Source organism: Rhodococcus opacus B4, from assembly GCF_000010805.1.
Taxonomy (GTDB): domain Bacteria; phylum Actinomycetota; class Actinomycetes; order Mycobacteriales; family Mycobacteriaceae; genus Rhodococcus_F; species Rhodococcus_F opacus_C.
On record NC_012522.1, the window covers coordinates 6,033,231 to 6,059,360 of the forward strand.

The 26,130-nt window shown below is 69.1% G+C and carries 19 protein-coding genes; 10 read left to right on the forward strand and 9 right to left on the reverse strand.

Annotation, left to right across the window (positions count from 1 at the left end):
- Positions 1-38 precede the first annotated feature (38 nt).
- Positions 39-1,736, forward strand: a complete 1,698-nt coding sequence (locus ROP_RS27395; protein ID WP_015889271.1) for a polysaccharide biosynthesis tyrosine autokinase — start codon at positions 39-41, stop codon at positions 1,734-1,736.
- On the opposite strand, the gene ROP_RS27400 is transcribed toward ROP_RS27395, so the two are convergent.
- Positions 1,701-2,219, reverse strand: a complete 519-nt coding sequence (locus ROP_RS27400; protein WP_015889272.1) for a protein-tyrosine-phosphatase — start codon at positions 2,217-2,219, stop codon at positions 1,701-1,703. The two genes, ROP_RS27395 and ROP_RS27400, sit on opposite strands and share 36 nt — an antisense overlap.
- 105 nt (positions 2,220-2,324) lie before the next feature.
- Here ROP_RS27400 and ROP_RS27405 point away from each other — a divergent pair, with 105 nt between their 5' ends.
- The 4 genes from ROP_RS27405 (at position 2,325) to ROP_RS27420 (ending at position 6,520) form a co-directional block, all read left to right on the forward strand.
- The gene (locus ROP_RS27405) at positions 2,325-3,647 is read left to right on the forward strand and encodes a UDP-glucose dehydrogenase family protein (RefSeq protein ID WP_015889273.1); all 1,323 of its coding nucleotides are present in this window, start codon (positions 2,325-2,327) and stop codon (positions 3,645-3,647) included.
- Positions 3,648-3,752: 105 nt separating this feature from the next.
- Positions 3,753-4,712, forward strand: a complete 960-nt coding sequence (locus tag ROP_RS27410) for an esterase/lipase family protein (RefSeq protein ID WP_015889274.1) — start codon at positions 3,753-3,755, stop codon at positions 4,710-4,712.
- A 111-nt stretch (positions 4,713-4,823) separates the two neighbouring features.
- On the forward strand, positions 4,824-6,239 hold the full coding sequence (locus tag ROP_RS27415; protein WP_050785133.1) for an Hsp70 family protein: 1,416 nt from the start codon (positions 4,824-4,826) through the stop codon (positions 6,237-6,239).
- 50 nt (positions 6,240-6,289) lie between these two features.
- Positions 6,290-6,520 (forward strand): hypothetical protein, encoded by a 231-nt coding sequence (locus tag ROP_RS27420; RefSeq protein WP_231868996.1) that lies wholly within the window; start codon positions 6,290-6,292, stop codon positions 6,518-6,520.
- 12 nt (positions 6,521-6,532) lie between these two features.
- Here the strand turns inward: ROP_RS27420 and ROP_RS27425 are convergent, their stop codons facing one another.
- Positions 6,533-7,834, reverse strand: a complete 1,302-nt coding sequence (locus tag ROP_RS27425) for a YibE/F family protein (RefSeq protein WP_015889277.1) — start codon at positions 7,832-7,834, stop codon at positions 6,533-6,535.
- A 503-nt stretch (positions 7,835-8,337) separates the two neighbouring features.
- On the opposite strand from ROP_RS27425, the gene ROP_RS27430 reads away from it, so the two are divergent.
- Both ROP_RS27430 and ROP_RS27435 read left to right on the forward strand, forming a co-directional pair.
- A complete protein-coding gene (locus tag ROP_RS27430; RefSeq protein ID WP_015889278.1) occupies positions 8,338-8,856 on the forward strand; it encodes a hypothetical protein in 519 nt (172 codons plus the stop codon).
- Positions 8,857-8,860: 4 nt separating this feature from the next.
- On the forward strand, positions 8,861-10,042 hold the full coding sequence (locus ROP_RS27435; RefSeq protein WP_043825423.1) for an MAB_1171c family putative transporter: 1,182 nt from the start codon (positions 8,861-8,863) through the stop codon (positions 10,040-10,042).
- Here the strand turns inward: ROP_RS27435 and ROP_RS27440 are convergent.
- The 3 genes from ROP_RS27440 to ROP_RS27450 are packed head-to-tail and all read right to left on the reverse strand — an operon-like array spanning position 10,033 to position 12,508.
- Positions 10,033-10,473 carry a hypothetical protein gene (locus ROP_RS27440; protein WP_015889280.1) on the reverse strand — a complete coding sequence of 147 codons (441 nt, stop codon included), beginning with the start codon at positions 10,471-10,473 and terminating at the stop codon, positions 10,033-10,035. The genes ROP_RS27435 and ROP_RS27440 overlap by 10 nt on opposite strands.
- Entirely contained in the window at positions 10,470-11,189 is a 720-nt protein-coding gene (locus ROP_RS27445) for a helix-turn-helix domain-containing protein (RefSeq protein WP_015889281.1), read from the reverse strand. The genes ROP_RS27440 and ROP_RS27445 overlap by 4 nt, the downstream gene beginning before the upstream one ends.
- A 56-nt stretch (positions 11,190-11,245) precedes the next feature.
- Positions 11,246-12,508, reverse strand: coding sequence for a pyridoxal phosphate-dependent aminotransferase (locus tag ROP_RS27450; protein WP_005253480.1), 1,263 nt, complete (start codon positions 12,506-12,508; stop codon positions 11,246-11,248).
- Positions 12,509-12,647: 139 nt separating this feature from the next.
- Here ROP_RS27450 and ROP_RS27455 point away from each other — a divergent pair, with 139 nt between their 5' ends.
- A complete protein-coding gene (locus ROP_RS27455; RefSeq protein ID WP_015889282.1) occupies positions 12,648-14,048 on the forward strand; it encodes a carotenoid oxygenase family protein in 1,401 nt (466 codons plus the stop codon).
- 24 nt (positions 14,049-14,072) lie between these two features.
- Positions 14,073-16,022, forward strand: a complete 1,950-nt coding sequence (locus tag ROP_RS27460) for a S9 family peptidase (protein ID WP_015889283.1) — start codon at positions 14,073-14,075, stop codon at positions 16,020-16,022.
- A 10-nt stretch (positions 16,023-16,032) separates the two neighbouring features.
- Here ROP_RS27460 and ROP_RS27465 read toward each other — a convergent pair whose 3' ends face one another.
- The 3 genes from ROP_RS27465 to ROP_RS27475 form a co-directional block, all read right to left on the reverse strand.
- On the reverse strand, positions 16,033-17,481 hold the full coding sequence (locus ROP_RS27465) for a dynamin family protein (protein WP_015889284.1): 1,449 nt from the start codon (positions 17,479-17,481) through the stop codon (positions 16,033-16,035).
- Positions 17,478-19,223 carry an Isoniazid-inducible protein iniA gene (locus ROP_RS27470; protein WP_050785134.1) on the reverse strand — a complete coding sequence of 582 codons (1,746 nt, stop codon included), beginning with the start codon at positions 19,221-19,223 and terminating at the stop codon, positions 17,478-17,480. The genes ROP_RS27465 and ROP_RS27470 overlap by 4 nt, the downstream gene beginning before the upstream one ends.
- A gap of 88 nt (positions 19,224-19,311) precedes the next feature.
- Positions 19,312-20,679 carry a hypothetical protein gene (locus tag ROP_RS27475; protein ID WP_043825427.1) on the reverse strand — a complete coding sequence of 456 codons (1,368 nt, stop codon included), beginning with the start codon at positions 20,677-20,679 and terminating at the stop codon, positions 19,312-19,314.
- 222 nt (positions 20,680-20,901) lie between these two features.
- On the opposite strand from ROP_RS27475, the gene ROP_RS27480 reads away from it, so the two are divergent.
- Positions 20,902-22,416 carry an Hsp70 family protein gene (locus tag ROP_RS27480; RefSeq protein ID WP_015889288.1) on the forward strand — a complete coding sequence of 505 codons (1,515 nt, stop codon included), beginning with the start codon at positions 20,902-20,904 and terminating at the stop codon, positions 22,414-22,416.
- A 56-nt stretch (positions 22,417-22,472) separates the two neighbouring features.
- Here the strand turns inward: ROP_RS27480 and ROP_RS27485 are convergent, their stop codons facing one another.
- Entirely contained in the window at positions 22,473-25,757 is a 3,285-nt protein-coding gene (locus tag ROP_RS27485) for a (Fe-S)-binding protein (RefSeq protein ID WP_015889289.1), read from the reverse strand.
- Between the last annotated feature and the right edge of the window lie 373 nt (positions 25,758-26,130).

Here is a 26,130-nt window from a genome sequence, read left to right on the forward strand (position 1 = left end):
GCGCCGCTGAGCGCGACGCAATTGGAAGAGACTCGATAATGGAAATTCAGGACTACCTGCGAATTCTGCAGTCCCGTTGGAAAATCATCGCGATCACCACGGTGGTCGCGATTCTCGGTGCGCTCGGAGCATCGTTGATGACCACTCCGATCTACGAGGCGTCGACCCGGTTGTTCGTCTCGACGTCCGCCGGATCGTCGGTGAACGAGGTCTACCAGGGCAACCTGTTCTCGCAGCAGCGGGTGACGTCGTACACCAAACTGCTCACCGGCGAGACCCTCGCGCAGCGGACGATCGACAAGCTCGATCTAGGCGGCACCGCCGCGGCACTCGCCTCCCAGGTGAAGGCCAGCTCCGCGCCCGATACGGTGCTCATCGACGTGAAGGTGCAGGACCCGTCGCCGGAACGCGCCCGCGACATCGCCAACGCCCTGTCCGACGAGTTCGTCGTCATGGCCCGGGAGCTCGAGACTCCGGAGAAGGGCGGCGCCCCCGCCGCCCGGGTCGTCGTCGAGCAGCAGGCGCAGACCCCGTCGACTCCGGTCTCGCCCAAGACACTGCGCAACCTCGCGCTGGGCGCGGCGGTCGGGCTTCTGCTCGGCATCGCCTTCGCCGTCCTGCGTGATCGCCTCGACAACACGGTCAAGGATCGGCGCACCGTCGAGGAATTGGCCGGATCCGCCCTGATCGGCACCATCCCGTTCGACAAGGAGCGGCAGACGCAGCAGGCCATCAATTTCGCCGAGGGCAACTCCTCGAGCGCGGAGGCCTACCGCGAACTGCGCACCAACCTGCAGTTCCTCGAGGTCGACAACCCGCCGCGGGTGATTGTCGTCACCAGTTCGCTGCCCACCGAAGGCAAGACCACCACCGCGATCAATATCGCACTCGTGCTGGCGGAGGGCGGCCAGAACGTGTGCCTGGTCGAGGGCGACCTCCGCAAGCCGCGGGTGTCGAAGTACCTCGGCGTCGTCGGTTCCGTCGGACTCAGCAGCGTCCTCGCCGGCAAGGCCGACCTCGACGCCGTGCTCCAGCCGACCCAGTACACGGGCCTCACGGTGTTGGCCTCCGGACCGATCCCGCCGAACCCGAGCGAGCTCCTGGGTACGGAGACGGCCCGCCAGGTGCTGGCCGATCTGCGCGGACGATTCGACTACGTGATCGTCGACGCGTCCCCCCTGCTGCCGGTCACCGACGCGACCGTGCTCACCGCGATGTCGGACGGCGCGCTGGTCATCGCCCGGCACGCCGAAACCAAGCGGGACCAGCTGTCGCGGGCGGTGGGCAACCTGCACAGCGTCGGGGCGACCATCCTCGGAACGATCATCACGATGACGCCGAGCCGCGGCCGGGGCGTCTACGAGTACAAGTACTACTACGATACCGACAAGTCTCTGCCGCAGATGCAGCCGGCCGCTCCCGCGCAGCCTCCCGTCCCGCAGCCTGCACCTCAGCACCAGGCACCCCAGCCGGCGCCGCAGCAGCAGGCTCAGTACGTTCGCGACGAGTACCCGCCGCAGCCGTATGGGGGAGACCCGCAGGAAGTCCCGGCCTACCAGGGTGCCCCCGCGTACCAGGGCGACCAGGGCCAGCAGTGGTACGGAACGCCCGACCACTACGGCAACGAGCAGCAGTCGGGCGCGCCGATGCCTACCGCACCGAGACGCACCCGCCGCTACCGCGACGACCAGGAACCCTGGTCAGAGACGGACGCTCCGCGCGACCACACCCAGTAGATCGGCGATCTCGGACCCGATGGTCAGGAAGGTGTCCTCGTCCTGCCCCATCGGGTCCGGCACGTCCTCGGGGGTGTCGTCGGCCTTGTGTCTGGGACGTGCCGCAGCCAGGTCGGCCACCGACTTGGCATCCGCCGCCTCCGCGAGCCGAGCCGCCTCCCGGAGCGTGAACGTCTTCTTCAGCTGCTCGGGGGCCAGCGCCAGCACCTTCTCACGCTGACGCTCGGTCATCGTCAGCACCAGATCGGCGTCCGCCGCCAGGTCGGCGGTGAGCATCCGCGCGGTGAAATCGCTCGGATCGCCGCCGAGCCCTTCCAGGACCTGCGCGGCCGTCGGTTCCATCGGGCGTCCGACGGCGGCGCGTGTACCTGCGCTTTCGGCGGTCAGATCGGTGATCCCGAGCTCCTCGGCGTATGCCACTGCGAGGCGCTCGGCCGTTGGGGAGCGACAGACGTTTCCGGTGCAGACGAAGAGAACATGCATGGGCGAAGCATAGGGTCTCGCCCCGCACCGTCCGTACACGCACTGTTGGCTTCGAACATCTGCCGGGTAAATATCGCGCTCACCTGCACTGGTTATCAAGGGTGCATGCGCTGCACCGTGTTTGGAACCGGATACCTGGGAGCCACCCACGCCGCCTGTATGGCGGAACTGGGCCACGACGTCCTGGGCGTCGATATCGATCCCGGAAAAGTGGCGAAGCTCTCCTCTGGAGAGGTGCCGTTCTACGAGCCCGGTCTGGCGGACGTGCTGCGCCGGAACATCGACGCAGGCCGGTTGCACTTCACCACGTCGTACGCCGAGGCCGCGGCGTTCGCGGACCTCCACTTTCTCGGTGTCGGCACCCCGCAGAAGAAGGGGGAGTACGCCGCCGACCTGCGGCACGTGCACTCGGTGATCGACACCCTCGCGCCGCTGCTCGACCGTCCCGCCGTCATCGTCGGCAAGTCGACCGTTCCCGTCGGGACGGCGGCCGATCTGGGTGCGCGGGCCCGCGCACTCGCGCCCGCGGGTGACGCCGTGGAGGTGGCGTGGAACCCGGAGTTCCTCCGGGAGGGCTTCGCCGTCCACGACACCCTGCACCCCGACCGCATGGTGCTGGGGGTGGACCGGCAGCGCCCCGGACGCGCGGAGACCGAGTTACGTGAGCTGTACGCTCGCCTGCTCGACGAGGACATTCCGTTCCTGGTCACAGACCTCGCCACCGCGGAACTGGTCAAGGTCTCGGCCAACGCGTTCCTCGCCACCAAGATCTCCTTCATCAACGCCATCTCCGAGGTGTGTGAGGCCACCGGCGCCGACGTCACCCAACTCGCCGACGCCCTCGGCTACGACGCGCGGATCGGCAGGCGGTTCCTCAACGCCGGGCTCGGGTTCGGCGGCGGCTGCCTGCCCAAGGACATCCGCGCGTTCATGGCCCGGGCGGGTGAGCTGGGCGCGAACCAGGCACTGCACTTCCTGCGGGAGGTGGACAGCATCAACATGCGCCGACGCACCCGGATGGTCGAGTTGGCGGCGCAGGCGTGCGGAGGGTCCCTGCTCGGCGCCAACGTGGCGGTGCTCGGCGCGGCGTTCAAACCGGAATCCGACGACGTCCGCGACTCCCCGGCACTCAACGTCGCGGGAATGATGCAGCTGCACGGGGCTGTCGTCAGCGTCTACGACCCGAAGGCGCTCGACAACTCGCGGAGGCTGTTCCCGACGCTGAACTACGCGACGTCGGCGGTCGAGGCGTGCGACAACGCGGACGCGGTGCTGCTGCTCACCGAGTGGGCGGAGTTCGCCGCCCTCAAACCGGAGGATCTGAACGGCGTGGTGCGGGCGCGGGTGATCGTCGACGGCCGCAACTGCCTCGACGCCGTGGACTGGCGCGCCGCCGGGTGGGTCTACCGGGGGCTCGGCAGGGGATAGCGCCCAGATCACGGAACGCCCCGCGATAACGGGTTTGACGATCCCGGCTGCCGATGGCATCGGCGGGCGGTAGCGTCAGCCTCAATCGCAACGGAGGGCTGGGCGATGTCGAAGGCACGTCACGGATCCCTACTCGCATTCCTCGCTGCCGTGATCTGCCTGCTCGGAGCTGCGCCCGCTCACGCGGCGGAAGTCCCGACCCTGCCGGGGCCTCCGCAATCCGATGCCGGGACCGCGATCGCGTACGCGAAGCGCCACCCGCACACCGCGCCGCCCGGTGCCAACGACTTCTCGTGCCGACCCGACGCCGCGCACCCCCGCCCCGTGATTCTCGTGCACGGCAGCGACGGCAGCGCCTACGCGAACTGGGCCGGGCTGAGCCCGAAACTGAAAGCCGCCGGCTACTGCGTGTTCGCCCTGAACTACGGTCAGAAGCCGGGCACCGAGCACTACGGGATGCAGACGATGACCCAGGGCGCCGCCGAACTCGAGGTGTTCGTCGACGACGTGCTGTCCGCGACCGGTGCCGACGAGGTCGACCTGATCGGGCACTCGCAGGGCGCGACGGTGGCCCGGTACTACGTGAACAGGCTCGGCGGAGCATCGAAGGTGCACCACTGGATCGGTCTGGCGTCGCCCACCTACGGGGGCACGTTCTTCGGGATCGCGACGGCGGTGACGTCCGTTCCCGGGGGCACCGAACTCATCGAAGCGATCGGTTCGGAGGCGCTCGCCGAGCAGGTGCAGGGCTCGCCGTTCCTCACCGCCCTCAACGCCGGCGGCGACACCGTCCCCGGCGCCGAATACACCACGATCGGCACGCGCTACGACGAGGTGATCCAGCCGTACACCAACGTCGCGCTGCACGACCCCGGCGCCACCAACATCCTCGTCCAGGACCTGTGCCCGATCGACCAGACCGGGCATTTCAACCTGCCCTACGACCCGTTCTCCCAGCAACTGGTGCTCAACACTCTCGATCCCGCCCACGTGGTCGTGCCGCCGTGCACGTTCGTGCCGCTGGGAACGGGCATTGCGGGAGTGATCATCGCGAGCAACTTCTGAGTTCTCGCCGCCGAACGGTTGCCCGGTTGCCGTGTCGGACCGCTTCGCTAGACTGCGGGCCATGGAGTGGGGGGATTCCGGATCGAACCCGTGCACAGTCGAAGGCGGCCCATGAGTTCGGTTCTAGGTGTGTCGGTCGGTGCGAGCGCTGTGCGCTTGGCACGACCCGACTCCGTGAACCGTGACGACGCCGCGAGCCGGCACGTCCCCGACTTCCGGGCCCAGGTCGTCGCCGCAGGCCGGGACCTGCCGGAGGAACTGGCGGCCGAATCGATCGGCGTGGTCCTCGCCGGGGCACCCGACGCGGGACAGGTGCGCGCCACCGGCGTCGCCTACCGCGACGAAGCGCAGGCGGGTGCCGTCCAGGCGGCGATGGCCCGGCAGCAGCTCGCCAACTACCAGCTCGTCACCGAGGCCTCCGCCGCGCTGAAATTCCTCGACGTCTCGGGCGCCCTCGGCGACCACGCGACGCTCGTGTTCTACGACCTGGGCAGCTCCGGCCTCACCGTGAGCGTCGTCGACCGGGTGACCGGTGAAGTGGTCGAGACGGTCCGCACCGACACCGTGAGCGGCGACGTCTTCGACCGGCTGGTTCGTGCCAATCAATTGGAGAACCACCGCATCGAGGCGCCCCGCGACGCGGCCGAGAGCCTGGCGCTCGACCTCCGCTGCCGTGAGGCGAAGGAGCGGCTCTCCACCGGCGGCGCCGTCGCCGTGCCCGGCGAGGGTGGTCTGCTACTGCTGTCGCGTGATGTCTTCGACTCGCTCATCGGTGTCACCGTCGAATCGTCGGCGCGCCTCGCCCGCGACGTGATCACCCGGTCGGGACGAACCCCGGATGCCGTGGTGCTCACCGGTGGCGGTGCGCGCATACCACTCGTGCGCACGGTCCTGGAGTCGTGGCTCGGGTTGCCGGTCATCGTTCCCGATCATCCCGAACTCGTTGCGGCACAGGGTGCTGCGCTGCTCGCCCAGCAGGTGGTGCCGCCACCCGTCGAGGTCGCCCGCGTCCTCCCGCCGCCGCAGTACAGGCCCGGTCCCACGGTCGAGGCGACCGTCTCCCGGCACGCGCCGACCGCGGTCGTCGCGCGCAGCGGTGCGCCGTCGAGTACTCCGTCCTGGCTGAGCGCCGCGGCGCCGCCGCCGAGTCAGCAGGTGGCCAAACTCCAGATCCGCGGCGCTGCGCTGGCAGGGACCGCGCTCGCCGTGGTCGCGGTGATCGGTCTCGGTCTCGGGTACGGCAAGAACCTGCTGTCGCGCACCGAGGGGTCGTCGCAGCCGGTGACCACGCAACTCACCACCGAACCGCCGGTCGTCACCGAGATGGCCACACCGTCACCGACGACGCCCCCGCCGCCTCCGACGTCCGAGATCGTCGAGGCGCCCGTGCAGACGGCGTCGCAGATCCGGATTCCCGAGGCGGAGCCCGCGCCGCCGCCGCCGCCCATCCCGGTGTTCCCCGGACTGCCGCAGATCCAGTTGCCGTCGATCCAGCTGCCCGAACTTCCCAGGTTCCCCGGAACGTAGTCGCGGCCGCTATCCGGGCCTACGATGGGAATGGTTCCGGCGTAGAGAGGATGTGTGCAGTGACTGCAAATCCCGCGGAGTTCCACAGCACTCCCAACGTTCCCCCGTCTTCGGCGGCCGCGCCGGCAGAGACCCGTCTGGTCGCGTACACGAAGCCGATCCTGAAGATGTTCCCGCCCACCAGCGAACATGCGGCCAAGGTGACGATGCTGACCGTCTACGCGCTGATGGTGATCGCCATCATCTTCATCGTCCTCCGGGAGGTCGGACTCTTCAGCTAGCGGTCTCGTCCGCTACTTGGAGTGCCGGCCACCCCGTGACGGCCTGACCGCGGGCGCAGTGCCGCTGGTACCCGCGCCGATCGGGCGCGCCAGCATCACCGCGATCGCGGTGGTCAGCGGCACCGACAGCGCCAGGGCGATGCCACCGACCGCGGAACGCACGATCTCGATGGCCACCGCGTCGCTGAGCAGCACGTCCTGGATCGACCGGCCCGCCACACTGAACAGCAACAGCAGCGGCAGCGCCCCGCCGGCATACGCCAGCACGAGGGTGTACACGGTGCTGGCGATGTGATCGCGGCCGACGCGCATCGCCGAACCGAAGATCTGTCGCCTCGACGCGTCCGGGTCGAGCGAGGCCAGTTCGAACGCCGACGCCGCCTGCGTGATGGTGACGTCGTTGAGCACACCCAGCGAGCCGATGATGAAGCCGGCCAGCAGCAGGCCGGTGATGCTGACGTGCTGGATGTACGTCTGGACGTTGGTGTTCTGCTCCTCGGACAGCCCGGTCAGGCGCGTCATTTCGATGGTGGCCCAGGAGAGGACCGCTGCCAGGGCCATCGACGCGAGGGTGCCCAGCAACGCCGAACTGGTGCGCAGTGACACGCCGTGCGCGAGATACAGCACGGCATACAGGATGACGGCGCCGGACACGAGCGCCACCGGGATCGCCGGTTGTCCGTCCAGCAGTGCCGGGAGCGTGAACAGGACGAGCACGCCGAACGAGACGACGATGCCGACGAGCGCCCGGAACCCGCGCCACCGCGCGACCACGATGACGACGACCGCGAACGCGAGAGCGATGAGGGTGACGGGCAGACCGCGCGCGTAGTCCTCGAACGAGTACTCCGTCGTGCCGTTCACATCCGTCTGGCGGGACAGCCGGATGTCCTCACCCACCCGGAGGTCGGGCTGGCCGGGTCCGGGGATGATCTCGAGCAGCGTCTGGGTGCCGGTGTTGGGGCCGGACTCGATGTCGACGATGCTGCGCTGGCACTCGTAGGCGCCGGCGGGCGGGGGCAGAGGGGAGCCGGTGAAGACGCGTCCGGCCGACGGACTTCCGCAGTCGCCGATGTTCTGCATCGTGACCGTGCCCGACTCCGTGACGACCGCGCCGCCCTGCGCGCTCTGGAACGGCTGTTCGACGTCGACGCTCGGCTTGCCGGGCCACAACGCGACGGCGCCGATGAGCACCGCGACACCGATGGCGACGAGGAGCCCGACCACCACCTTGGCGGCGACGGGGCCCATCGGGGCCGGTCCGTCGCTGTGGCCGTGGCCGTGTCCGTGGCCGTGTCCGTGGAATTCGCTCATCGTCCGCGTCGCGCCGGCTGCTGGAAGGATTGTCTCCGCACGCACGACAGGGTAGCCGGAAGCGGACCGGCAACGCTGTGACGGAAGTGCCTTGTGGTGCCGGTGTTGCTACGCCGTCTGGTGCGTATTGCTCTCGTGTCGCTTATATGTCGCCGGTGTGATTAGATATCGGAACACGGCACGCAGCAGCTAATCCGCAGCGAACGCCGAGCTTCATTGCAAAGGTGGTCCGGAACTCCGAACGAGGGGTGTGTTCCGCGGGCGACGAGCCGCTGCGTGGAGAGAAGTGCCGAGCTGGGTGGCGGGGTACAGGGGGGGTTGACCCCGCCACCAACCTGGCGCCCACAGGGGGGAGGGGCGACAGGTGCTCGCGGCACTCGAGGTGCCGGTTGCCAATCTACCGACACATGAGGGGTATTCGTCAACCGGGTAGGTGAAATCGCCCACATGTCGTGACCTCGAACACCGACAGCCTAGGATTATGGCCGTTCGGAGGTGTTCCAGTGCGAATCTCGCGGCCGTCGCGACCCAGCAACCATCTTCGCCGGATCGTGGCGGAGATGGGTATTCCCGTGCCCTGGAACAGGGATCAGCTGATCGACGGTGTCGCCGCCCGCCGGTGTCGCCCGATCCACCTGGTCCCCGTGTCGCACGCCCTGGTCCAGAGCGGGCATTCCGGACTCTGGCTCGCGCGGGCCGAGGACGACGTGATCCTGTACGCAACGGGGATGTCGGACGTGCACGCCACCCACATCATCTGCCACGAACTCGCGCACATGGAACTCGGCCACGACCGCGACGCCGTCGGAGACACCTCCGTCGACTCGACGGTGCTGTCGGCGGCCGCGCCGTCGGTCGACGCGACCGGCGTGGTCAAAATGCTCGGCCGGTCGAACTATTCGAACGACCAGGAATACGAGGCGGAACTGCTCGCCACCCTGATCATGGCGGGTCGCCGCGCGACAGCGAACGGCGACACCGCCGGTGACGCGCGGGTGTCGCGGATGCTCGGAACGTTCTGACGCCGTGTACGAACCGCCCACCTATGTGAGTTGGCCGCTGCTCGCCGTCGTCTGGGGGACCACCCTCCTGCGCGTGGCCCTGGTCCGGTCGACCGTCGCCGAACGCCGGATGAACGCCGCCCTCGTCTTCGCCTCGCTCTCGCTGGTCCTCCAGCGGTCGCTGGCGCAGCACTGGCTCGACCTCTGGTTCGGGCACGGATTCGCGAACACCCTCAGCAACGTCTGCATCATCCTCACCGCGGCGTCGCTGATCAGCCTCTTCTCCGCGTGGGCGCTCGGCCCGGCGCGCCTGCCCCGCATCCACGTCGTGTCGCTGTCGGTGTGCCTCGTCGCGGGGGCGATCCTCATCGCCCTCAGCGCCCCGGCGCGGTCGCGGGGCGTCGCCATCGCGGACGAGGGCGGCTGGCTCTTCGCGGCCTATTGCATCACGTACGCCGTTCCGATCCTCGCCGTCGCCGTGCTCAACCTGTGGATCTCGCTGAAGGCCGTGCGCAGCGCGACCCCGGGACACGAGCGCCGGGTGTTCCTCGCCGTCATCGCGCTGTCGCTGTTCGAGGTGTTCGACATGGGTGTCGTCATGACGACCGGAGTGGTCAACGCCGTCAGCGAAGACAACGCACTGACCGAATCGCACAGCGACTCGGGGGCGTTCATCCGCGTACTCGTCGTGTCGGCGGGCGCGATCATCTCCGCGGGGCCGGTGATCCGGGTGCTCGGCCACCGGTGGCGTACGCGGCGGGTCACCCGCCGGCTGCAGCCGATGTGGCGGACCCTGACCGGCGCGGTCCCCGAGGTGGTCCTGGAACTGCGTCCCGCCGACCGCCGGGCGCTGTCCGTCCGCGGCCGCCTCGACCGGATGAGCGTCGAGATCCGCGACGCGATCATGGTCCTCGATCGGCACGTCGTGTTCGAACTCGGCGACTCCACCGGCCACGCGCCGCCGGTGGTCACGGCGGCGCGACTGCACCTTGCGTGCCTGGCGCGCAACGCCGGTCACCGGGCGCACGGCGCGGGCGGGACGACGCACCGGTTCGCGGCCGACATCGGCGGCGAACCGTGGGAACTGGCACGGCTGGCCAACCACTGGAAGGACGGCGAGCGCGTGGCGGCGGCGCTGTGGGCGCGGCGCCTCCCGCAGTTCGGCGGGCCCGAGGATCCGTCGGCGCGCGTCCCCGCTCAGGTCTGACCGGGGTCCGGCGACGCGAGCGGCAGCGGGCCGTGGCTCTGCCGCAGATTCTCCAGAAGCGGGATCAGCGATTCCATCTCGGCGGTGGTCGGCTCCGCGTCCGCGTCGAGCGATCGCATCGACAGGTGCCGCACCCCGGCCTCGCGGACGGCGATCTTGAACCGGACCAGGGTGTCGTAGTCGTGGTAGCCGTCGGCCGCGAGGTACTGCTCGGGGGCGTGGAAGTGCTGCGCGACCGCCCTCAGGACGTCGGGCTCGGGAGGCTCGTGATCGTTCGTGCGCAGCGACTCGATCTCGGACGGCGCGACGGGGCGGCCGAGGATCCGCGACACCCCCGCGGCGACGGCGTCCTCGCCCGGTTCGGGACCGTCGAGTTCGTGGGCGAGGGAGAACAGGCGGTTGACCCGCACCGACAACGGCACCCCGGTCATGCGGTCACCTCCGCGTCTCCGCTGCGTTCGGGATCGTCGGTGGCGACGAGTTTCACCGCGTCCTCCCATCGACGCCAGAACCGCTCCCGGGTGGCCGCGTCGAGATCCTCCCCCCGGCCGTAGAGGAAACGGCGGTACCGCGCCTCCTCGAGTTCGCGGGGGTCGGTGACGGTCGACGGTTCTTCCAGTAGGTGGCCGAACGCGAACTCCACCAGCGGCTGGCGCGGCCCCGCGGGTCCTCCGTTGACTTCCAGCAACCGCGTGACGTAGGCGCCGGTGATCTTCGAGACCACACGGCTCAGTTCGCCCGCCGCCTCGACCAGCCCCGGAACCTCGGGGTGCGCCGCGCTCAGCCTCGTGAGCTGGGTATGCGGCCCCAGGATCTCGATGATCGTGTCCAGATCCAGCGGAATCTCCGACGGTCCGAGCGTCAGCGGGCGCGACGCCGGCACCCGCTCGTCCCCGTCGAGCGCCTCGAGGGGAGTCGGGTGACCGCCGTCGAGGGTGCGGGCCGCGCTGCCCGGCGCCCACCGCAGCGCGACGTCCAGTTTGCGGAGGGTCTCGATGCTCGGATCCGGGCCGGTCCCGTTCTCGGCGCGTGTCTGAGCTGCGTCGGAGGGGCCACCGGCGGCCGTGACCTGGTCCTGTGTGAGGTTCAGCAAACGCCGTCGCCGGTGGACGAATTGTCCGAAACGCGCGCGGGTGCTGGTGACCATTCTTTTCCCCCAGGAGACACGCAAGCGACGCGCGTGTCGCTTGCTGTGTCTCGATCCTACTGCTTGTAGCTGGTGAGGAAATTACCGAACCGCTCGATGGCGACGGCGAGATCCCGCGCCCACGGCAGCGTCACGATCCGGAGGTGGTCGTGGTCCGGCCAGTTGAATCCGGTGCCCTGCACCATCAGGATCTTCTCCTGCAGCAGCAGGTCCTGGACCAGCTTCTCGTCGTCGTAGATCTCGTAGACGTTGGGGTCGAGACGGGGGAACGCGTACAGCGCGCCCTTCGGCTTCACGCACGAGACGCCCGGGATCATGTTGAGGCGTTCCCATGCGACGTCACGCTGCTCGAGCAGCCGGCCACCCGGCAGGATCAGGTCTTCGATGCTCTGGTGCCCGCCGAGCGCCACCTGGATGGCGTGCTGACCCGGTACGTTCGGGCACAGACGCGTCGACGCCAGCAGGTCGAGTCCCTCGAGGAAACCCGCGGCGTGCTCCTTCGGGCCGGTGATGGCCACCCAGCCGGAGCGGTAACCCGCCACGCGGTACGCCTTCGACAGGCCGTTGAACGTCAGGCACAGCAGGTCCGGGGCCAGCGTCGCCAGCGAGATGTGCTTGGCGTCGTCGTAGAGGATCTTGTCGTAGATCTCGTCCGCGAGGAGCAGCAGCTGATGCTTGCGCGCCAGGTCGACGAGCTGCTGCAGCACCTCCATCGAGTACACCGCACCCGTCGGATTGTTCGGGTTGATGACGAGGAGCGCCTTGGTCTTGTCGGTGATCTTGGACTCGATGTCCGCGATGTCGGGGTTCCAGTCGTTGCCCTCGTCGCACAGGTAGTGCACCGGGGTGCCGCCGGCGAGGCTCGTCATCGCGGTCCACAGCGGGTAGTCCGGCGCCGGGATCAGCACCTCGTCGCCGTTGTCGAGGAGCGCCTGCATCGTCATCGTGATGAGCTCGGACACGCCGTTACCCAGGTAGATGTCGTCGACGTCGAGTTCGGGGAACCCGGCGACCAGTTCGTAGCGGGTTACGATCGCGCGGCGCGCCGACAGGATGCCCTTGGACTCGGAGTACCCCTGCGCGTACGGGAGCGCGGCGATCATGTCGCGCATGATCACGTCGGGCGCATCGAAACCGAACGGCGCGGGGTTGCCGATGTTGAGCTTGAGGATCCGGTGACCTTCCGCCTCCAGCCGGGCGGCGTGGGCATGTACCGGTCCACGGATCTCGTAGAGCACGTTCTGAAGCTTGGTGGACTGCTCCAGCTTGCGATGCGGCATGCGGTGGTGGCCGTGGTCTGGGTTGCTCACGACGGTCATTCTCCCACTCCCGGGCAACCGGATTTCTACTGGTGGGTATCGGACCGTCGTCGTGTCGTCGAAACACGCCGCCCGCGCACACGCCCGTCGTACCCTCGAGAGGGGGTCGTGATCACCGCGCCCGGAGGGAAAGACCCACATGTCAGCACCGGTAACCCGTCGTCCCGGACCCGTCGACATCGCGCACCACAGCCATCTCGTCGGGGTGTTCGAGCCGCAGCGGGAGGAGGTCGACGTCCGGGATCTCGAGGTGATCGGCGAGCTGCCCTCCGACCTGCACGGCGCCTATCTGCGCAACGGTCCCAATCCGCGGTTCGACCCGATCGGCACGTACGTCTATCCGCTCGACGGCGACGGCATGGTCCACCGCATCGAGTTGGCCGACGGCGCCGCCCGGTACACCAACCGATTCGTCCGCACCCCCATGGTGAAGGCGGAAGAGAAGGCCGGACACGTCATCTGGGCCGGTGTCACCGACCTCTACACTCCGACCGAGGACGAGGTCGGACCCGAACTCGCGGGCACGTCGCGCGAATTGCCGGACATCAACATCGTCCGGCACGGCGGACGGCTGCTCGCGATGGCCGAGACCACGCTGCCGTTCCGCCTCGACCCCGCCGACCTGAGCACGGTGGGACGGGAGAACTGTGACGGCGCCATGGGAGTGGGGAGCACCGCGCACCCCAAGATCGACCCGGTCACCGGACAGATGGTGCTGTTCAACTACATGTTGGAAGCTCCGTACCTGACGTGGTCGGTGGTCAACCCCGACGGCTCGGTGGCGCGAACACCGACGCCCGTCGAGGGTGCGGACACGCCGCTGATGATCCACGACATGGCACTCACCGAGCGCTACATCGTCCTGATGCTGTGCCCCCTGGTCTTCGACATCGCCGCCGTGCTGACCGGCGGATCCGTGCTGGACTGGCGGCCGGACGACGGTACGAGGATCGCGCTGATCCCCAGAGACGGCGGTCCCGTGCGGTGGACGACGCACGACGCGTACTGGGTGTGGCACTTCGCGAACGCGTTCGATCTGCCCGACGGGAGGGTGAGCGTCGACTACGTGGAATGGACGTATCCCGGCGGGTTCGCGAAGGCCCCGGCGCCGTCGCTGGGCTCGCTGGTCCGCGCCGTCGTCGACCCCGGCAGCGGGCGGGTGACGCGAGAGGTGGTGTGCGACCGCGACGTCGAGTTCCCGCGGGTCGACGACCGCGAACTGACCCGTGGGCACCGCACCGTGGCGACGGTCGGCAAACTCGACCGCAGCCAGGGACGGCAGGATTCGCTGTGGTTCTTCGACACCGCCCGCGGCACCGAGACGCACTGGGACCCGGGCAGTGTGTCGGTGGGCGAACCGATCTTCATGCCGGGCGCCGAGCACGAATACTGGGGGATGATCGGCACCGACCGCGCCGACATGTCGTCCTGGTTCTTCGTGCTGCCCGCCGACGACCCCGGGTCGGGGCCGATCGGGAAGGTGCGACTACCGATTCGGGTTCCGGCGGGCCTTCACGGCGCGTGGCTGCCTGCGGAGTAGCGGGCGGCGGAATATCCTCGGCGGATGACCTCTGCGCCCTACGGTTCCTGGCCCTCTCCGATCGCGGCGGCGGATCTCGCCTCCAGCGGCCACCCCGTCGAGGGTGGCCGCTACGTGGGCGACGACGTGTGGTGGTCGGAGCTGCGGCCCAGTGAGGGCGGGCGGGTCGCGGTGCGGCGCCTCGGCCTGGACGACGAACCGGAAGACGTCCTGCCCGCACCGTGGAACTCCCGCACCCGGGTCCACGAGTACGGCGGCGGCGCCTGGACCGTCACCGACGCCGGCCGCCTGGTGTTCGCCGAGTTCAGCGACCAGCGCCTGTACCTGTTGGAGGGCGGGACACCGGTGCCGCTGACCCCGGAGCCGCCGCAGCCGTGCTCGCTGCGGTACGGCGACCTGTCGGTGGTCGACGGCGAGGTGTGGGCGGTCCGCGAGACGCACGACACCGAGGGCGGCGTGTCCCGCGACATCTGCGTGATCCCGCTGGACGGGTCGGCGGCGGACGACCCGCATCGGGTGCGGTCCGTCGTGGCCGGCTCGGATTTCCTGGCCAATCCGCGGCTGTCCCCGGATCGCAGGCACCTCGCCTGGATCGCGTGGGATCACCCCCAGATGCCGTGGGACGGCACCGAGCTCAGGGTCGTGGCCGTCGAGGGCGGCCGCGTCACCGGCAAGGTGCGGACCCTTCTCGGCGGTACCGAGGAATCGGTGCTGCAACCCGAATGGGTCGGGACCACCGAGCTGTACACGATCAGCGACCGCAGCGGCTGGTGGAATCTGTACCGGGTGGACGTCGACGATCCCGAGCCGGTGGCGTTGTGCCCGATGGACGCCGACTTCGGTGGTGCGCTGTGGATGCTCGGCGGCCGCTGGCACACCCGCCGCGACGACGGCACCCTGCTGACCGTGCGCACGTTCGGCACCGACACCCTCGCCGTGCTCGATCCGGGCAATGGTTCGCTGGTGGACATTCCCCTCGACGGACTCACCAGCATCGGTCTCGGGGATCGCAACGGCAGCCGGATCCTGTTGCTCACCGGCGGCGCGCAGACGCCGGCGGGTCTGCGGGAACTGGACCTCGACACCGGTGAACTCCGCACCGTCCGGTTGTCCGTCACCGAACTGCCGGAGTCGGCGTATCTCCCCGAGGCCCGGCAGCTGACGTTCCAGGGCGCCGAACGCGAAGTCCACGCGATCGCCTACCCGCCGCGGCACCCGCGGTACCAGGGGGAGGACGGGGAACTGCCGCCGTACGTGGCGTTCGTGCACGGCGGACCGACGTCACGGGTCGCGCCGTTGCTGAATCCCGTGTTCGCGTTCTTCACCAGCCGCGGCATCGGCGTCGTCGACGTGAACTACGGCGGCTCGACGGGTTACGGCCGCGAATACCGCAACCGGTTGCGGGGCCAGTGGGGCGTCGTCGACGTCGAAGACGTGGTAACCGCGGTGACCGGTCTCGCGGAGGCGGGGATGGCGGACCCCCGCCGGCTGGCGATCGAGGGCGGATCTGCCGGCGGGTGGACCGTGCTCGCGGCGCTGACGACTTCGGACGTGTTCGCCTGCGGCGCCTCCTACTTCGGTGTCGCCGAACTCGACGGTTTCGTGAAGGAGACCCACGACTTCGAGTCCCGGTACATCGACGGCCTGATCGGCCCGCTGCCGGAGGCCGCCGACCTCTACGCCGAGCGGGCACCGCTGAACAACGTCGCCGGGCTGAACTGCCCGGTGCTGCTGCTGCAGGGGCTCGACGATCCGATCGTGCCGCCGTCGCAGGCGGAACGGTTCCGGGATGCGCTCGTGGAGAAGGGCATCCCGCACGCCTACCTCGCGTACGAGGGGGAGTCGCACGGCTTCCGGAAGCTCGCCACGCTGATCAGCTCACGCAACGCCGAACTCTCCTTCTACGGTCAGGTACTGGGCTTCGAGCCGCCGGACGTCCCGCGGCTCGAACTCTGGCGACCCGAGGAGGGGTAGGCGCGGCGCGTCATCGGGCGAGCAGGGCCTCGCAGGACCGCGCCGCACACGCGCACGCCTGCACCGTCGCGGTGTCGATGGTCGGGCGTCCGGCCTGCGACCGCCAGAACCGCAGGGCCGTCAGCGCGACGCGGGAGATCTGCTCCGGGGCGGCGTCGGCGGGCATCCCGAGGCGGGTGTGCGGCGACATGCCCTCCCCGCCGAGCACCCGCTCGAGCAGGACGACGTCCGAGTCCCGTAGCTGCAGACCACTCGAGCGCAGGCCCGACAGCACCCGCAGCTCCCGGAAGACGTGGGTGTCGGCGAGCAGGCGGTCCGCCGCCCGGCTCAGGGTGCGGCTCGCCGACGACGGGGTGCGGGCCAGCACCGCCTTCAGCGTCCGGAGCGCCGAGTGCGCCTTCAGTTCCGTGCTGCGCTGACCGAACTGCAGGTGCAGCGTGCGGCGCAGGTCCTCGAGGCCGCTGTGCGCCGTCAGCTCGCGGGCCAGCACGGGCGCGTCGGTCGCGCCTGCGCGGATCAGCACGACCGCGAACCGGATACCGAACAGGCCGAAGGAATCGAGAAGGTCGCGCCGCTGCCCAGGCGACAGGACGAGGTCGGTGTTCTCCGCCCCGAACCGGGTGATCGAGCGCAGGGCGGACTCGAGCACGCTGTCGGGAACGGTGGCGAGCACCGCCAGGTCGTCGAACTCGGTCTGACGCAGCGTGCGACCACGCAGCGCGAGAAGCCCCGACACGGGCAGCAGGCTGCGTTGCACCCGCCGACCCGCGTCGTCCGCGGCGGCCCGGGCCGCGTCGAGGGTGCGTTCACGTCCACCCTTCACCTCGTCGGCCCGCGACAGCACCCCGACGATGCCGAGCGGCCCGGCGGCCGTGCCGACCCGGGTCTGCAACTGGTCGAGCAACCGCACGTCCGCGCCGTCGGTGCCCCGCGTCAGGTAGACGACGGCGTCGACGTCGCACGGCCCGTCCTCGGGGAGGAGCAGCGCCCGGGTGCGCGCCGACACGTCCCGCGAGTTCGACGACGTCCCAGGCGTGTCGACGAGCGTGAACTCGCCGAGCAACGCCGACGGCCACCCCACCTGCAGCCGCTCCACCCGGTCCGCGGTAACCGCGCCGAGGTCGAGCGAGAGCCTGCCCTCGTCCCGGTGCACGGGCAGTCGCGTCCGGCGTCCGGAGTCGTGGGTGAGATCGATTCGCGGCGTGGTGGACTGCTCGAACCAGGTGACCACCCGGGTGCACTCGGTGGCGTCGGTGGGCGCGATCTCCTCGCCGACGAGGGCGTTGAGCAGCGTCGACTTACCGGCCTTCAGCGTGCCGGTGAGCGCGACGCGGAGTGGTTCCTCGAGGCGGGCGCCGCAGTGCCGGAGTTCTTCGACAGTGGCGGGGTCGCTGCGCAGTTCGTGCCGGGCGGCATCGATCAGCTGGCGGGTCTGGGAGCCCAGACGGGTGACGCTCATGCCGCGACCTGACCCGCGAATCCGGCGGCCTGCAGTCGGATCTGCCGCAAGGTGTCGAGTTCCGTGCGGATCTCCGCGGACCGCGTCGCACGGTGATCGTCGTGCATCTTCGACGCGTCCGTCGCCGCGCGCAGCGAATGGTCGACGGAACGGAGCATCTCGTTCGCCAGGTCGGTGAAGTGGTCGCGCAGGACGCGTTGCACCTCCCGCAGTCGCTGCTTCGATTCCTTTCCCACCTGGAAGATCACGTCGTCCATCAGCCGCGACACCGCCACCTTCGCCTCCGCCTGCCTGCGGGCGGTGCGCGCCTTGCGGTCCTCGCGGTACGTGTTGGCACCGAGCAGCACTCCCGCGCCGATCGAGAAGGGATTCACCAGCGCCAGGCCGGCCAGGCTCGTGACGAGACCGACCATCAGCACGCCGCCGTACGACCCGCGCATGCTGGACAGGACGCGCTGGGTGAAACCCTGCGCACTCTCCAGGGATTCGAGAGTGTTCACGGGTTCGAGCACGTGATCCACGTTGTCGATGCGCAGCGCGGGCACCGGGACCTTGCCGTCCTCGGCGAAGCGTTGCGCGACCGACAGCGCCAGATCCTGCGAGCGGGTGTGGGCCATCACGAAGTTCTCCCGCACGCACGTCGCGATCTCGCCGTCGAGCCAGGAACCGAACTCCTCCCATCGCGGTGCCGGGTCGGACTTGCCGATGTCCTCCTCCGCCGCGCGGATGACGGTGCGCAGACGATGGCGCAGGTCGTGCTCGATGTCCGTCATCAACTCGATCGCGCCGTCGGCCAGCGTGTACTGCCAGTTCGCGGATCGCTGGCGGAGCTGATCCGCCGCCGTGCGGGCCCGGGTCATCTGCTCGACGAGAGCGGCGCCGCGCTGCGGATCACGCAGCGTGTCCAGTTCGGCGCTCAGCGACAGCGACAGGTGGTCGGTGACGGTGCGGACATCGGCGATCACCGAATTGCGGAGCACGACATCCGCTTTCGCAACCACCTGGGCGCGGAGATAGTCGACGAGCTGCGGGATGCCGGATTCGACGTCGAGTGCGTCTTCGCCCGACTCGAGCGCGTCCGCGTGCATCACCGCGGACACCGGCAGCAGTGGCAGCGCGAGATCCGCATTCTGCAAGTGGGTGCGGTTGGCTTTCTGGATGTCTGCCCACCGCGGATAGAAATCGATCTTGTTGACGACGCAGATCACCATCGGGCACAGCTTGTACACCTGCGTGAGCAGGGCGACCTCGGGTTCGGTGTATTCCTGACTCGCATCGGACACGAACAGCACCGCATCCGCCGTGGGGACCAGCGCCAGCGTGTCCGCCGCGCGGGCCGGAGCGTGACCGGAGAAACCGGGTGCGTCGACCAGCACCAGACCCTCCGCGAGCAGGTCGTGGGGGAGGGTCACCGTCGAATCCGGGTCCGGCGCGACAGGTCCGTACTCGACGACCACCGGCTCGTGCCGCGACCGTGCCGCCGCCGACACGTCCGCGTCGACGAGCGCACCGGCCACGGAGCTCACACCCTTGTCGGTCAGTCCGAGCACCACCACCCGCGTCCGCGGATCGGCGAGGCGAGACTCGGTGTGCGACAGCCGGGTCAGGAGATCACCGCGGCCCGCGGTTCGGGTCAATGCCGCCAACTGCGACAGCAGCGCCGCCATCGACGCGGTGGTCTCGGCGGGAAGATTCGGACGCACTGGGGCGCCCACGGCTGGGGATTCGAGGGTGGCGTTCATGATCTCCGCAAGTGTCGGTGACGGGCATTCGAGAGAGGGGAGTGGCGGGCCCGCATGCAGGGGAGTCGGCGGACCCGCCACGTCGGGGTCAGAACACGTGCTGGTCGACGGTCGTCGTCGCAGTCAGGCTCTGATCGTGGGTGTCGAGCGTGGTGCCGGAATCGGCCGTCAGCCCGGACGAGAGGCTCGTCGCGCTCGTCGAATCCAGCGATGTGCCGGTGTCGAGTGTGGTGCTCGAGTCGTACGAGGTGGTCGAGTCGTATGAGCTTGTGGTGTCGGTGGTTGCCGCGGTACCGGTGTCGGTCGTTGCGGTGTCGTGGCTGAGACCCGTGTCCGCTGCCATGTCCGTGAGGGTGCTGATCGCGGAACTCTGGTCCGTCGACGTGGGATCACTGCTCGCCGTCGTGGTGGTGGACGGGGTTGCCTGCGACTGGCCCAGGTCGGCGGTCGGCGCCGTCGCCGTGGTGGCCGCCGCCGTCTGCGTCGCCGTGTTGTCGTCGGCCGTGCTGTGGGTCGTGTTGTTCTCGGTCGTCCCGGTGGAAGTGGGGGTCGTCTGCGATCCGCCGAGATCCGCGGTGGGTGCTGTCGCATTCTGCGTGGTGGCGGCGGACGTCGCGCCGGCCGCAGTGGCCGTGGTCTGCGAGGCGTGCGCCGCCTCGTCGCCGGAGGCCGTTGCTGCCTCCGGGCTCCGCGTATTCTGCTGCGTCGTAGAGGTTTCCGAAGTTGCGGTTGTGCTCGTCTGCCGGATCGTCGTGTCGAGAGGCTGCGACGTCGCAGCCGCATCGGAATGGGTCGACACCGGAGTCGCCGTGATCGGCTGGGCCGCGGACGTCGCCGTTGCGGGCGCAGTATTCGCGGCCGGAGTGGCGGCGGCAGGCTGCATGGCAGAGGCGGTCGGCGAGGACACCGACGCCGTCTGGCTCAGCGTCGTCGGCTGCGTCGCAACCGGGCTGCCCTGGTTGAACGAGGGCTGAGTCGCGGAAGGGCCTCCCGAGTTCACCGACTCGCCGCGGCCCGGGTTGCCGAACGACGCCGACGCGCCGGGCTGCGCGTTCTGGTGACCTGACCCCGCTCCGACGGACGCTCCCGAGTTCGACGCGCCGTGTGCGTCGGTCGCGGTGTCGTTTCGGTGGGCGGTGTTGTCCTCGTGGACCTGGTTGCCGGAGGGTGCGTGGTTGTCGTGGCCTGTGCTGTCGAGACCACGGCTGTCGTGGTCGCGGGTTTCGCCGGCAGGGCGCGAATTCTGTTGCGGCTCATCGTGCTGAGCAGGCTGTCCGCCGGTCGGGTTGATGGGACGGAGGTCGCGCAGGAGCCCGTCGAGTCCGTCGCGCAGAAGGTCCGCCGCATGGGGCGCGCCGCCCAGGTCGGGCTGCGGTGCCCGGGCTTCGGTCGCGGCGTGCAGGGCGGGAACATCGTGTTCGATGACGGCCGTGGGGTGGACTTCGCTTCTCGTCATGAGTGTGCTCCTTCATCTCGGGTTGCCTTCGAGGCGACTGCCGACGACGGTATGGACCATTCCTGGGAAGACCATGGGAGGACGCTGCACCTTCCCTAGGGGCGTTCGCCGCCACGCACACAGGAACATCGCAGGAAGCGCACAGCGGTCGGTACAGGAAGGCGGTCTAGCGTTTCGATCGGCAGGAAAGTCGCCTGCCGTACACGGAATGGAGATCACGGCATGCGGACATCGATGGGGATCAGCATGGGTTCCGACTCGTTCGTGTCCGCACAGGTGCACGGTGAATCGCAGGCGCACCACGAGCACGACGGCTTCACGGTGGTTCGGCACTCCGCCGAACTGGCGTTGTCGTCGAGCAGCGCACCCTCCCTCGGGCCGCATCGTGCCGGTCCGCTTCCCCAGGGCAGCATCGTCTTTCGCGACTTCATCGACCGAGTCGGTGACCCCGTTCCGGTGATCGGCGACGACGGGACCCGCACCCCGGCCGTGCAGTTGGTAACCACCGCGCTCGACTGTCTGATTCGGGGCCGCGCCCCCGCGCCCGACCAGGTGGTGGTCGCGGCTCCGGCAGGCTGGTCGGGGTATGCGGTGGAGGAACTCGAGGACGAGATCCGCCGCTGGGGTCTGCTGCAGAACCGCACCGTCACCGTCATCCCCGAAACCACCGCGGCACTCACGTGGATCACCCGGGTCGAGAAGCTCGACGATTGCGACACCGTACTGCTGTGCGACATCGGAGCCCACTCCCTCGACCTGACCCTGGCCACCAGGCGCGGCGCCGAATTCGGTGTGCTCCCGTCGACGCGGAGCACCCACTTCAGCGGCGACCACGCCGACCGGCTCCTGATGGGACATGTGGTCGCGTTGGTGCAGAACGCGAACCCGGACTTCGACGTCGACGATCCCGCGCACCGCGGAGCGGTGGCCGAACTCGCGGCCCGCTGCCGGATCGCGAAAGAACGGTTGTCGCAGGACACCTCCGCCGTGGTGACCGTCGAGCTTCCCGGCATCCGCCGCCAGATACGGGTCATGCGTTCCGAATTCGAGGACCTCATCCGCGGGTCGCTCACTCACGCCGCGAACACGGTGGCACGCGAACTCGAACGACTCGCCGAGACCGGCACCCCCGCCGACGCCGTCGTCCTCCTCGGCGGCGGAGCGGCGGTTCCCCTCGTGACCGAACTGCTGTCGACCGCCGTGGACGTCCCCCTCGTCGTCTCGCCGGACCCGGCGACGGCCTCCGCCCGCGGCGCGGCGGTCATCGCCGAGCGCGCATCGCTCCGGCCGTCGGGTTCCCGGGTGATGTCGGCGCCGGGACCGCGGGTGCAGCCGCCGGCGGCGCCGCGACCGATCGCGTCGGCAGCGTCGCGTGTGCTGCCTCCGTCGGCACCCGCCGCGGTGCCGACCAGGGACGTTTCCCCTCCCAGAACGCTTGTCACACCGGCTGCCGCCCCGGCCGCGAAGACGCCGAGGTCGGGGATCCGGGGCTGGATGGTCGCGGCGAGTGCCGCCGCGCTCGTGCTCCTGGGCGCCGGCGCGGCAGCGACCCAACTGATCGGCCAGGACGACACACCCTCGGCAACGACGACGACCACCTCGTCCGTGGAACAGGCATCGTCCGCCGACCAGACCGCGCAGGACGACACGTCGCAGGAATACACCGTGCAGAACCCGGCGCCCGCTCAGCCGATGGGCGGCGGTGCACCGGGACGCGGCGGCGCCGGACCGCGGTAGAGGACAGCGATGCCCCCACCGATCACGGTGGGGGCATCGCTGTTCACTGCTGTCGGCTAGCTCTTCCGGCCCGGTGCCTTCGCGCCTGCCTTGAAACCGAGTCCACCGGGCTTGGCCTGCGGCGGGGCCTGCCCCGTCTGCGGTGCCTTGCCGTTGGTCCCGTCGCCGTTCGACTCCTCTACCTTCGGAGCCTCGGCCGCGGGAGCTTCGGTCTTCGGCGCTTCCGCCTGGGGTGCTTCAGCAGGCGACGCCTCGGGTGCCTCGGCCTTCGGCGCTGCGGCCTTGGGAGCCGCGGACTTGCGGGCTCCGGGAGCCTTGGCGCCGCTCTTGAATCCGAGTCCACCGGCCTTCGCCGCCGGGGGTGCCTTCGGAGTCTCCGCCGCGGGTGCCTCTGCCGCGGGTGCCTCCGGGGTCGCGGAGGTGTCGGCGACCTGGGGCTCGGCGGCAGCCGGCTCGGCCGGTGCGTCCGCGGGAGCGGCCTTCGCCCCGGGAGCCTTCGCCTTGCCCTTCATCTGCAGACCCTTACCGGGAGCCTTGGCCCCGGACGCCAGACCGAGACCCTTCGGCTTCGCCGCGGGGGCGTCCTGAACGGGGGTTTCCGCGACGGGAGCCGCTGCGGCCGGTGCATCGGCAGCCGGAGCGGCGGCCTTCGCGCCGGGAGCCTTGGCGGCACCCTTCATCTGCAGACCCTTGCCGCCCGGTGCCTTCGCACCACCGGCGAGCCCGAGGCCCTTCGGCTTGGGTGCCTCCGCTGCCGGAGCGTCGGAGCCGCCGTCGGCGGCCGCAGCGGGAGCGGCCTTCTTGGCGCCGGGCGCCTTCGCGCCGCCCGCCATGCCGAGACCCTTGCCGGGAGCCTTGGCACCGGGAGCTTTCGCGCCGCCCGCCATGCCGAGACCCTTGCCGGGTGCCTTCGCCCCGGGTGCCTTCGCGCCGGGAGCTTTCGCGCCCGGTGCCTTGGCCAGGCCCTTCATCGCCAGACCCTTGCCCGCCGGAGCTTCGGTGGCGGCCGGCGTTGCGGCGGCCTCCTCGACCTCTTCGACGCGCTCCTTCTCGACGACCTCGGCCTTTGCTTCGGCTGCCACGGGTGTCGCCGGCTTCTCGCGGGGGACGACCTTGATGTTCTCGGTCAGCTTCTCGGGCTCGAGACGCGTGATGGACGAGAGCATCAGCTGGGCGACGTCCACGACCTCGACGCCCTCACCCTGGCCGGACTCCTGGCGGGCGGTGACGCCGTCGGTGAGCATGACGCGGCAGAACGGGCAGCCGGTCGCGATCTTCTTCGGATCGGTGCTGAGCGCCTCGTCGACCCGGTCGATGTTGATGCGCTTGCCGATGTTCTCTTCCATCCACATGCGGGCGCCACCGGCACCACAGCACATGGATCGTTCGCCGTGACGCGGCATTTCCTTCAGCTTCGCGCCGGACGCTTCCATCAGCTCGCGGGGAGCGTCGTACACCTTGTTGTGGCGTCCGAGGAAGCAGGGGTCGTGGTAGGTGATGTCCTCGCTGACGGACGCGACCGGAATCAGCTTCTTCTGGCGGACCAGACGGTTGAGCAGCTGGGTGTGGTGAACCACCTCGTACTCGCCGCCGACCTCCGGGTACTCGTTGCCGAGCGCGTTGAAGCAGTGGGCGCAGGTGACGACGATCTTGCGCTTGCGCTGCTCGACGCCGTCGAAGACCGAGTTCAGCAGCTCGATGTTCTGCATGGCGAGCTGCTGGAACAGGAATTCGTTTCCGGCGCGGCGAGCGGAGTCGCCGGTGCACGTCTCGTCGGCACCGAGCACCATGAACTTCACGCCTGCGGTGGCGAGGAGTTCGGCGACGGCCTTCGTGGTCTTCTTGGCGCGGTCCTCGTAGGCGCCGGCGCAGCCGACCCAGAAGAGGTACTCGTAGTCCTCGAAGCTGTCCGCATCCTGGCCGAACACGGGGATCTCGAAGTCCATCTCACTGATCCAGTTGAGACGGTCCTTGGAGTTCTGACCCCAGGGGTTGCCCTTGTTCTCGAGGTTCTTGAACAGGCCGGCCAGCTCGGACGGGAACTCCGACTCGATCAGCACCTGGTAGCGGCGCATGTCGATGATGTGGTCGACGTGTTCGATGTCGACGGGGCACTGCTCGACGCACGCGCCGCAGTTGGTGCAGCTCCACAGCGTCTCGGCGTCGATGACCGGGGCCAGTTCGCCTTCGACGGTCTCGCCGACCAGCTTGCGCTCGGCCTCCTGACGGGCCGCCTCGGGGATCGCCGCCAGCTTGGCGTCGTCGACGGCGCCTTCGCCGTTCACCAGGCCGACTTCGTCGCCGCCCATGTCCTTGCGGCCTCCGGCGAGCAGGTACGGAGCCTTGGCGTAACCGTGGTCGCGCAGCGACGTGATGAGCAGCTTCGGAGACAGCGGCTTGCCGGTGTTCCACGCGGGGCACTGCGACTGGCAGCGGCCGCACTCGGTGCAGGTGGTGAAGTCCAGCCAGCCCTTCCAGGAGAAGTCCTCGATGTTGCCGGCGCCGAACGTGTCGGTGTCGGGATCGGCGTCCTCCATGTTGATGGGCTTGCCACCGGACATCATGGGCTTGGCGGCGCCGAGTGCGACGTCGCCGTCGTCCTCACGCTTGAAGTAGATGTTCGCGAACGCCGCGAACCGGTGCCAGGCGACACCCCAGGTGATGTTGCGGCCGACGACGTAGAGCCAGATCATGCCCGACATCAGCTTGACGAAGGCGAAGAACGCCACCATGTTCGGGCTCGCGGGAAGCAGCTTCGCGAGGTTCATCGTGAAGAAGTCGGTCCACGGGTTCGAGTGGCCGTAGGTGGCGATCTTGCCGGCCTTCACGAAGATCATGCCGAGGCCCTCGATGAGGACGACGGCCTCGACGAAGTACGCGGCCCGGAAGTCGGAGCCACCGAAACGGGACAGCCGCGCGGGCACGCGGGGGTGGTTGAGCTGGCGGATCACGATCAGCGTGGTGATACCGATGACCGTGCCGAGACCCAGGATCTCGTCGATGAAGTGGTAGACGGCCGTGTTACCGACCAGCGGCCAGTGGAACGCCGGGTCGAATGTCTGCCCGTACGCCTCGAACCACACGACGGCTCCGAGCATGAAGCCGACCATGACCAGCCAGTGAGCCCAGCCGACGGTGCGGAACTTGCTCATGCGCGTGTGGGCGATGAATTCGACACACATCTGCTTGAAGCGCGGGAAGAACGGGCGCCATCGATCCGGGGCCGACTGGCCGATCCGGACGACGTTGACCATCTTCAATGCGCCTGTGATGAAGGAGAACCAACATACGAGGCTCAGCAGCACGCCGATGGTGCCCAACGTGATCGTCAGGGCATTCATGTCGCGGCCTTTCGTTTCAGGGCGGCAGGGCGGCCACCTCGGGACTGCTCGTGATCCTAACGCTTGCTAAGTTACCCGTCGGTAACTTATTAAGCCTACCTGCGGGTAACTTACCGGGTTCGAGTGGGATATCTGCAGCTGGGGCGCCGATGAGGCATGTGGTGCATGCCACACTCGGACTTTCTGTTTGCCACGTTAAAGGGTCGAAATTGCGGCGTTCACCCAAGGTCGCCCTAACTTCGGCAGACGGCTGCACGAGACCGTTCGAGACCTCTCTGCAGACGCACTTCGGCGGCCATTTCGGTCACGAATTCAGCGCGGTTACGTTGCGGTGGGATAACGATGGGCCAAATATTCCGCGGATGGAAGTCGC

What these genes read in the sequence shown, in the direction of transcription:
- ROP_RS27395 (WP_015889271.1), top strand. Translation starts at nt 39, where the DNA reads ATGGAAATTCAGGACTACCTGCGAATTCTGCAGTCCCGTTGGAAAATC.
- ROP_RS27400 (WP_015889272.1), bottom strand. Translation starts at nt 2,219, where the DNA reads ATGCATGTTCTCTTCGTCTGCACCGGAAACGTCTGTCGCTCCCCAACG.
- ROP_RS27405 (WP_015889273.1), top strand. Translation starts at nt 2,325, where the DNA reads ATGCGCTGCACCGTGTTTGGAACCGGATACCTGGGAGCCACCCACGCC.
- ROP_RS27410 (WP_015889274.1), top strand. Translation starts at nt 3,753, where the DNA reads ATGTCGAAGGCACGTCACGGATCCCTACTCGCATTCCTCGCTGCCGTG.
- ROP_RS27415 (WP_050785133.1), top strand. Translation starts at nt 4,824, where the DNA reads ATGAGTTCGGTTCTAGGTGTGTCGGTCGGTGCGAGCGCTGTGCGCTTG.
- ROP_RS27420 (WP_231868996.1), top strand. Translation starts at nt 6,290, where the DNA reads ATGTGTGCAGTGACTGCAAATCCCGCGGAGTTCCACAGCACTCCCAAC.
- ROP_RS27425 (WP_015889277.1), bottom strand. Translation starts at nt 7,834, where the DNA reads ATGAGCGAATTCCACGGACACGGCCACGGACACGGCCACGGCCACAGC.
- ROP_RS27440 (WP_015889280.1), bottom strand. Translation starts at nt 10,473, where the DNA reads ATGACCGGGGTGCCGTTGTCGGTGCGGGTCAACCGCCTGTTCTCCCTC.
- ROP_RS27445 (WP_015889281.1), bottom strand. Translation starts at nt 11,189, where the DNA reads ATGGTCACCAGCACCCGCGCGCGTTTCGGACAATTCGTCCACCGGCGA.
- ROP_RS27450 (WP_005253480.1), bottom strand. Translation starts at nt 12,508, where the DNA reads ATGACCGTCGTGAGCAACCCAGACCACGGCCACCACCGCATGCCGCAT.
- ROP_RS27455 (WP_015889282.1), top strand. Translation starts at nt 12,648, where the DNA reads ATGTCAGCACCGGTAACCCGTCGTCCCGGACCCGTCGACATCGCGCAC.
- ROP_RS27460 (WP_015889283.1), top strand. Translation starts at nt 14,073, where the DNA reads ATGACCTCTGCGCCCTACGGTTCCTGGCCCTCTCCGATCGCGGCGGCG.
- ROP_RS27465 (WP_015889284.1), bottom strand. Translation starts at nt 17,481, where the DNA reads ATGAGCGTCACCCGTCTGGGCTCCCAGACCCGCCAGCTGATCGATGCC.
- ROP_RS27470 (WP_050785134.1), bottom strand. Translation starts at nt 19,223, where the DNA reads ATGAACGCCACCCTCGAATCCCCAGCCGTGGGCGCCCCAGTGCGTCCG.
- ROP_RS27475 (WP_043825427.1), bottom strand. Translation starts at nt 20,679, where the DNA reads ATGACGAGAAGCGAAGTCCACCCCACGGCCGTCATCGAACACGATGTT.
- ROP_RS27480 (WP_015889288.1), top strand. Translation starts at nt 20,902, where the DNA reads ATGCGGACATCGATGGGGATCAGCATGGGTTCCGACTCGTTCGTGTCC.
- ROP_RS27485 (WP_015889289.1), bottom strand. Translation starts at nt 25,757, where the DNA reads ATGAATGCCCTGACGATCACGTTGGGCACCATCGGCGTGCTGCTGAGC.